The sequence below is a fragment of the Phenylobacterium sp. genome (assembly GCF_004799395.1).
Classification (GTDB): Bacteria; Pseudomonadota; Alphaproteobacteria; order Caulobacterales; family Caulobacteraceae; genus Phenylobacterium.
Map to the genome: position 1 here is coordinate 1 of NZ_SSMZ01000031.1, position 6,581 is coordinate 6,581.

7 protein-coding genes are annotated in these 6,581 nt (G+C 70.2%); 6 read left to right on the forward strand and 1 reads right to left on the reverse strand.

The window, feature by feature from the left end; genetic code table 11:
* On the reverse strand, nt 1-466 hold a 466-nt coding region (locus tag E8A12_RS02510; RefSeq protein WP_293366181.1), incomplete at its 3' end, for an AMP-binding protein.
* A gap of 95 nt (nt 467-561) precedes the next feature.
* On the opposite strand from E8A12_RS02510, the gene E8A12_RS02515 reads away from it, so the two are divergent.
* The 6 genes from E8A12_RS02515 to E8A12_RS02540 form a co-directional block, all read left to right on the forward strand.
* Nucleotides 562-1,734, forward strand: a complete 1,173-nt coding sequence (locus E8A12_RS02515) for an acyl-CoA dehydrogenase family protein (RefSeq protein WP_293366182.1) — start codon at nt 562-564, stop codon at nt 1,732-1,734.
* 2 nt (nt 1,735-1,736) lie between these two features.
* A complete protein-coding gene (locus E8A12_RS02520; protein ID WP_293366183.1) occupies nt 1,737-2,516 on the forward strand; it encodes an enoyl-CoA hydratase-related protein in 780 nt (259 codons plus the stop codon).
* Nucleotides 2,517-2,548: 32 nt separating this feature from the next.
* Nucleotides 2,549-2,794: a hypothetical protein gene (locus tag E8A12_RS02525; RefSeq protein WP_293366184.1), complete on the forward strand. Its 246-nt coding sequence runs from the start codon at nt 2,549-2,551 to the stop codon at nt 2,792-2,794.
* Between the two features lie 118 nt (nt 2,795-2,912).
* Nucleotides 2,913-4,190, forward strand: a complete 1,278-nt coding sequence (locus E8A12_RS02530; protein ID WP_293366185.1) for a hypothetical protein — start codon at nt 2,913-2,915, stop codon at nt 4,188-4,190.
* A 41-nt stretch (nt 4,191-4,231) separates the two neighbouring features.
* The gene (locus tag E8A12_RS02535) at nt 4,232-5,719 is read left to right on the forward strand and encodes an FAD-linked oxidase C-terminal domain-containing protein (protein ID WP_293366186.1); all 1,488 of its coding nucleotides are present in this window, start codon (nt 4,232-4,234) and stop codon (nt 5,717-5,719) included.
* A partial coding sequence (locus E8A12_RS02540) for an FAD-binding protein (protein ID WP_293366187.1) occupies nt 5,720-6,581 on the forward strand: 862 nt, incomplete at its 3' end.

Sequence of the window (6,581 nt, forward strand, 5' to 3'; positions counted from 1 at the left end):
GGCGACCGGCCTGGAGGGCGCCGGGGCGGCAGGAGGAGAGCTCCGGACCAAGCTCGCGGATCATGTGCAGGTATTCGCTGGTCTTGTGCGCCACGGCTGTGATCAGCGCCTTGCAGCCGACCTTGTTCAGCACGTACTCGGCCTCGCTCAGGCGGTAGGCCGGGTTGATGTTGACCAGGATCAGACCGGCCTTGGCGGTGGCGAACTGGGTCAGGGCCCACTCTGCGCAGTTGGGGGCCCAGACGCCGATGCGGTCGCCCGGCCCCAGGCCCAGCGCCAGTAGGCCTGCGGCGAGTGCGTCCACCCGCTCGCCCATCTCACGGTAGGTCCAGCGCACCTTCTGATGCCGCGAGATCAGCGCCGGGACGTCAGGGTGAGCCGCGCAGGTCGCGTCGAAGGCTTGCCCGATGGTCTGGCCGAGCAGCGGCCGCGCGTCGGCGCCATGCACGTAGCTGAGGTCTGTCACACGGCGCCTGCCTTCCTTGGGGCCGGACCCTACCGTCTTCCCTTCCGCTGTCATCCCGGTTTCGCGCTTGGCTGACGGCGGGTGAGGCGCCACAGATGCCCGCCGTGCCCAAGCTGAACGAAGAGACCTTCCCCGAAATCCGCGAGGCGGTGCGCAGGCTCTGCGCGCGGTTCCCGGGCGTCTATTGGCGGGCGTTGGACCGGGAGCGGCAGTATCCGACGGAGTTCGTCTCTGCGCTTACCGAGGCCGGGTTCCTGTCGGTGCTGATCCCGGAGGAATACGGCGGCTCGGGCCTGGGCCTGGCGGCGGGCGCGGCGGTGCTGGAGGAGATCCACCGGTCCGGCTGCAACGGCGGCGCATGCCATGCGCAGATGTACACCATGGGCACCCTGCTCGCGCACGGGAGCGCGGCCCAGAAGGAAGCCTATCTGCCGAAGATCGCCTCGGGCGAACTGCGCCTGCAGGCCTTTGGCGTCACCGAACCGGACGCCGGCACCGACACCACCCGCATCACCACCTTCGCTCGACGTGACGGCGACCATTACGTTGTCAGCGGCAAGAAGCTGTGGATCAGCCGGGCCGAGCACTCCGACCTGATGGTCCTGCTTTGCCGCACCACCGCCCGCGCCGACGCGACCAAGCCGTCGGACGGGATGAGCGTGCTCTTGGTCGACATGCGAGAGGCAGTCGGCAATGGCCTGACCATCCGTCCGGTGCGGACCATGATCAACCACGCCACCACGGAGCTGTTCTTCGAGGCCCTGCGCGTGCCAGTCGCCAACCTGATCGGGGAAGAGGGGCAGGGCTTCCGCTACATCCTCTCCGGCATGAACGCCGAGCGCATCCTGATCGCTTCGGAGTGCATCGGCGACGCCAAGTTCTTTATCGATCGCGCGAGCACCTACGCCAAGGAGCGCCAGGTGTTCGGCCGGCCGATCGGCGAGAACCAGGGCGTGCAGTTCCCCATCGCGCGGGCCTACGTCCAGATGACCGCCGCCGAGCACATGGTCGCCCACGCCGCGGCCCTGTTCGAGGCCGGCCAGCCCTGCGGAACCGAGGCCAACATGGCCAAGCTTACGGCGTCCGAGGCTTCCTGGTACGCCGCCGACATGTGCGTCCAGACCCACGGCGGCTTCGGCTTCGCCGAGGAGTACGACATCGAACGCAAGTTCCGCGAAACCCGCCTCTACCAAGTGGCGCCGATCTCCACGAACCTCATCCTCTCCCACGTGGCCACCCACGTGCTGGACCTGCCGAAGTCATTTTGAACATGCCCGAGACCATCAGACTCACCGAACCGGCGCCTGGCGTCGCCGTGGTCGCCTTCAACCGGCCCGAGGTCGCCAATGCGCTCTCCACCCTGATGGGCGAAGAATTGACCGACGCCTGGACGGCGCTGGCCGCCCGCGAGGACCTGCGCTGCGTGATCCTCACCGGCGAGGGGCGCCACTTCCAGGCCGGCGCGGACCTGAAGGAACGCAACGGCATGACCGACGAGACCTGGGCGCTGCAGCATCGGGTGTTCGAGGCCATGGTCCGCGCCCAGCTCTCGGTGCCGGTCCCGGTGATCGCCGCCGTCAACGGCGCGGCCATGGGCGGCGGCTGCGAGATGACCCTGGCCTGCGACTTCGCCTACGCCTCGGAGACCGCGCGCTTCGGCCTGCCGGAGGTGGGGCTGGGCATCATGCCGGGCCTCGGCGGCACCCAGCTGCTGCGTCGCTGCGCCGGCGAGCGGCGGGCGATCGAGCTGCTCACCACGGGCCGCCCGTTCACCGCGGCCCAGGCGCTGGAGTACGGCGTCGTCAACGGCGTCACCTCTCCGGAATCCCTGATGGCCACCGTGCTGGGCGTGGCCACCGAGATCGCCGCCAAGGCCCCGCTCTCGGTCCGCGCCCTGAAACACGTGGTCCGCGAGGGCCACTCGCTGGATTTGGCGGCGGCCATGGAAATGGAGCTGTCGGCCTACAACCGCCTGTTCAAGACCGAAGACCGCCGCGAGGGCGTCGCCAGCTTCAACGAAAAGCGGACGCCAGCCTTCAAGGGCGCGTAGGGTCGGGGCGGGGGACAGTTCGGAGGATGCCCATGAAGATCGTCACAACCGCGGCCATCGCGTTCACGCTGGCCCTGTCCGGCAGCGGCGCCGTCGAAGCCAAGGGCTGCATCAAGGGCGCCGTCGTCGGCGGGGTCGCCGGTCACGTCGCCGGCCACCATGCGCTGCTGGGCGCCGCCGCCGGCTGCGCCGTAGGCCATCACATGGCCCACAAGAAGCAGGTCGAGGAACGCCGCGCGGCTCAGGCGCAGGCGGCTGGTCAGCCGGCGCGTCACTAGAGCTTGTCGTTAGTCCGGGCATCCGTTCCGGATGCTGGAATGCCTCAACACCATGGTTGATTGCGAGCAAAACTCGCCGCCATGGGCTTGGGCGCAGTCTGTCCAGGGTGGAGGTCGCGTGGCGTTTCAGATCGACAGACGGCAGGCGATGCTTGCGGGCCTCAGCGCCACCACGACGACCCTTCCGGCCATGAGCGCCCGAGCCGCCGCCACGCCCGATCCGCTCGCCGGCGCGGCCCTCTATGCCGACGTGAAGGCCTACGCTGGCCTCGGCGAGCACCGCACAGGGACGCCAGGCGATGACGCCACCACAGTTTGGATGGAGCGCGCGCTGAAGGCCGCCGGCTACGCTGTCGAGCGCCAGGCCTTCGACTATCCCGTGTTCGATCCGGGCCATGTGGACATCACGCTCAATGGCCGCGCGCTGGAGAGTTTTCCCTATTGGACCCCGGTCGCCACGCCGGCTGGCGGCGTCACCGCGCCCCTGTCGCTGATCGGCGGCGCGGCCAAGATCGCGCTGATCGACCTGCCCTCCGGGGCCGGTGGGCCCTTGGATTCACCGCCGCCCGCCCAGGTGGTCGCCGCGGTCGACTCGGGGGTCCTGGCGGTGGTGGCGATCACCGAGTCTCCCCTGGGCGAACTCTCCGCCCTCAACCGCAATCCCAAGGCGCCGCCCTGGAAGGTCCCGGTCGTGCTGGCGGCGGGCCGCGACGGCGATGCCCTGAAGGCCGCCGCCGCCGCGGGGCGCAGCGTCACGGTGCGGCTGGAGGGCCGCTCGGTCACCCGGCCGGCGCATAACGTGATCGGCCACCGTACGGGGCCGGGCAAGCCGATTGTCATCTCGACGCCCAAGAGCGGCTGGTTCCATTGCGCGGGAGAACGCGGCGCCGGCATCGCCATCTGGCTGGGCCTGGCGCGCTGGCTGGCGGCGACGAGCGACCGCAACATCATTGTCGTGGCCTCGGCCGGGCACGAGTTCGACGGCTACGGCGCGCACCACTTCACCCAGACGCTCGCCCCCAAACCCGCCGACACGCGCCTTTGGGTGGCGATCGGGGCCAATGTCGCAGCCTATGACTTCGCCTTGGAGGACGGCCAGATCGCCCGCCAGCCCGGGCCTCAGGCGGCCCGCACCCTGGGAGTCAGCAGCCTGCTCATGGACCTCGGCGCCAAGGCTTTCGCCGGGCAGCGCGGCTATGACAAGCCGCTGGACCTCGACGCGCACAATGCGCCTGGCGAGCTGGCGACCTTCCGCAAGCTCGGTTACCGGCCGCTGGTCGGCCTCGTCGCCGGACACCCGCTGCACCACACCCGTCGCGACCTGGCCGACGTCACCGATGGCGCAATGCTCGAGCCCGTGGCGCGCGGCCTGCAAGCGATGCTGCGCGAAGCCTAGAGGCTGGACCCCGCGCGCGAACTTTGGTTCGTGGGCGAGCCATGAAGATGCCCGCGCCCGACGCCGCGCTGATCGCCCGCAAGGACGAGATCGTTCGCGCGTTGAAGCGCCTGGTCCCGGGCGATGGCGTGATCGGCGACCCGACGGGTCTGGTTCCGTTCCAATCCGACGGCCTGTCGGCCTATCGCCAGACGCCGCTCGCTGTGGTGCTGCCCGAGACTGTGGCCCAGGTCTCCGAGGTCCTGGCCTGGTGCCAGTCGAACGGGGTGAAGGTGGTGCCGCGCGGCGCCGGGACCTCGCTCTCCGGCGGGGCCCTGCCGCTGACCGACGGCGTCGTGCTCGGCATGGCCAAATTCAACAGGGTGATGGACGTCGACCTCCCCAACCGCTGCGCGGTGGTCCAGCCCGGCGTGACCAACCTGGCGATCAGCGCCGCGGTGGAGGCGGACGGCTTCTACTATGCGCCCGATCCGTCGAGCCAGATCGCCTGCACCATCGGCGGCAATGTGGCGGAGAACTCCGGCGGCGTGCACTGCCTGAAGTACGGTCTGACCACGCACAACGTACTGGGCTGCGAGATGGTTCTGATGAGCGGCGAGGTGGTGCGGCTGGGCGGCAAGGGGTTCGATGCAGCCGGCTATGACCTGATGGGCGTGGTCACGGGCTCGGAGGGGCTGTTGGGTGTGGTCACCGAGGTGACCGTGCGCCTCTTGAGGAAGCCGCAGACGGCGCGGGCGATGCTGTTGGGCTTCGCCTCGGTGGAGGCGGCGGGCGGCTGCGTCGGCGACGTGATCGCCGCGGGCGTGATCCCGGCCGGGATGGAGATGATGGACCGCCCAGCCATCGCCGCGGCCGAGGCCTTCGTCCACGCCGGCTACCCCGTGGACGCCGAGGCCCTGTTGATCGTCGAGCTGGACGGACCGGAGGCCGAATGCGCCGAGCTGTCGGCCCACGTGGTCGAGCTGGCCCGCGCGCGGGGCGCAACGACTGTGCGCGTGTCCAAGAACGAGGCTGAACGGCTGGCGTTCTGGGCCGGGCGCAAGGCGGCCTTCCCCGCGGTGGGCCGCATCTCGCCGGACTACTACTGCATGGACGGCACCATCCCGCGCGGCCAGCTGCCCTATGTTCTGGGCGCGATCACCCAGATGGGGCTGGAGTACGGACTGCGGGTGGCCAATGTCTTCCACGCCGGCGACGGCAATCTGCACCCGCTGATCCTCTATGACGCCGACCAGCCGGGGCAGCTGGAAGCGGCCGAAGCCTTCGGCGCGGATATTCTCAGGCTCTGCGTCAAGGTCGGCGGGGTGCTGACCGGCGAACATGGGGTCGGCGTCGAGAAGCGCGACCTGATGGGCGAGATGTTCTCCGAGACCGACCTCGCCTGCCAGCAGCGGGTGAAGTGCGCCTTCGACCCGGACCTGCTCTTGAACCCCGGCAAGGTGTTCCCGCGCCTCCACCGTTGCGCCGAGCTCGGCCGGGTGCATGTGCATCGCGGGGCCGTGGCCTTCCCGGAGCTCCCCCGGTTCTAGATGTTGGATCTCGTCGCCCTGACCGAGACGCCGAAGACCGCCGAGGAGGTCTGCGAACTCGTGGCCGACGCCGGCATGTCTGGGCGCAGGCTGGAGGTCATCGGCGGCGGCACCAAGCGCGGGATTGGGTCGGTGGCCGACGCCGACGCGGTGCTGAGCCTCGCCGGCCTGAACAAGGTTGTCGACTACGCCCCGGAGGAACTGGTGCTGACCGCCCAGCCGGGCGTCACCCTGGCGGTGCTCGAGAAGCTGGTCGCGGCGCACGGCCAGATGCTGCCGTTCGAGCCGCCGCATCTGGGCAAGCTGCTGGGCGCCACGGGTCGGGCGACCCTGGGCGGGACGCTGGCGGCGAACCTTTCCGGCCCGCGCCGCATCCGGGCCGGCGCGGCGCGCGACCACTTCCTGGGGCTGCAGGCCGTGACCGGCCGCGGCGAGCTGGTGAAGGCCGGCGGCAAGGTCGTGAAGAACGTCACCGGCTACGATCTGCCGAAGCTGATCGCCGGATCGTGGGGCACGCTGGCGGTGATGACCGAGATCACCATCAAGGTGCTGCCGGCGGCGCGCACCGAGCTGACCCTGCTGCTGTTCGGCCTGGACGACCGCCGGGCGGGCGAGGCCATGACGCTCGCCATGGGCGAACCGGTGGAGCTGTCCGCCGCGGCGCACCTCCCGCCGGCCGCCGCCGCGCGGGCGCCGCTGAAGGGCGAGATGGCGCTGACGGCGTTGCGGCTGGAGGGCTTCGCCGCCTCGGTCGCCGCGCGGGTCGACCATATGGCGTCGGCGCTGAAGGCTTTTGGGCGGATCGAGCAGCTCGATGCGCCGCACAGCCGGGAGTTCTGGCTGCAGGTCCGCGAGGTCGAGG

Coding starts and splice junctions, on each gene's coding strand:
- E8A12_RS02515 (WP_293366182.1), top strand. CDS start 562: ATGCCCGCCGTGCCCAAGCTGAACGAAGAGACCTTCCCCGAAATCCGC.
- E8A12_RS02520 (WP_293366183.1), top strand. CDS start 1,737: ATGCCCGAGACCATCAGACTCACCGAACCGGCGCCTGGCGTCGCCGTG.
- E8A12_RS02525 (WP_293366184.1), top strand. CDS start 2,549: ATGAAGATCGTCACAACCGCGGCCATCGCGTTCACGCTGGCCCTGTCC.
- E8A12_RS02535 (WP_293366186.1), top strand. CDS start 4,232: ATGAAGATGCCCGCGCCCGACGCCGCGCTGATCGCCCGCAAGGACGAG.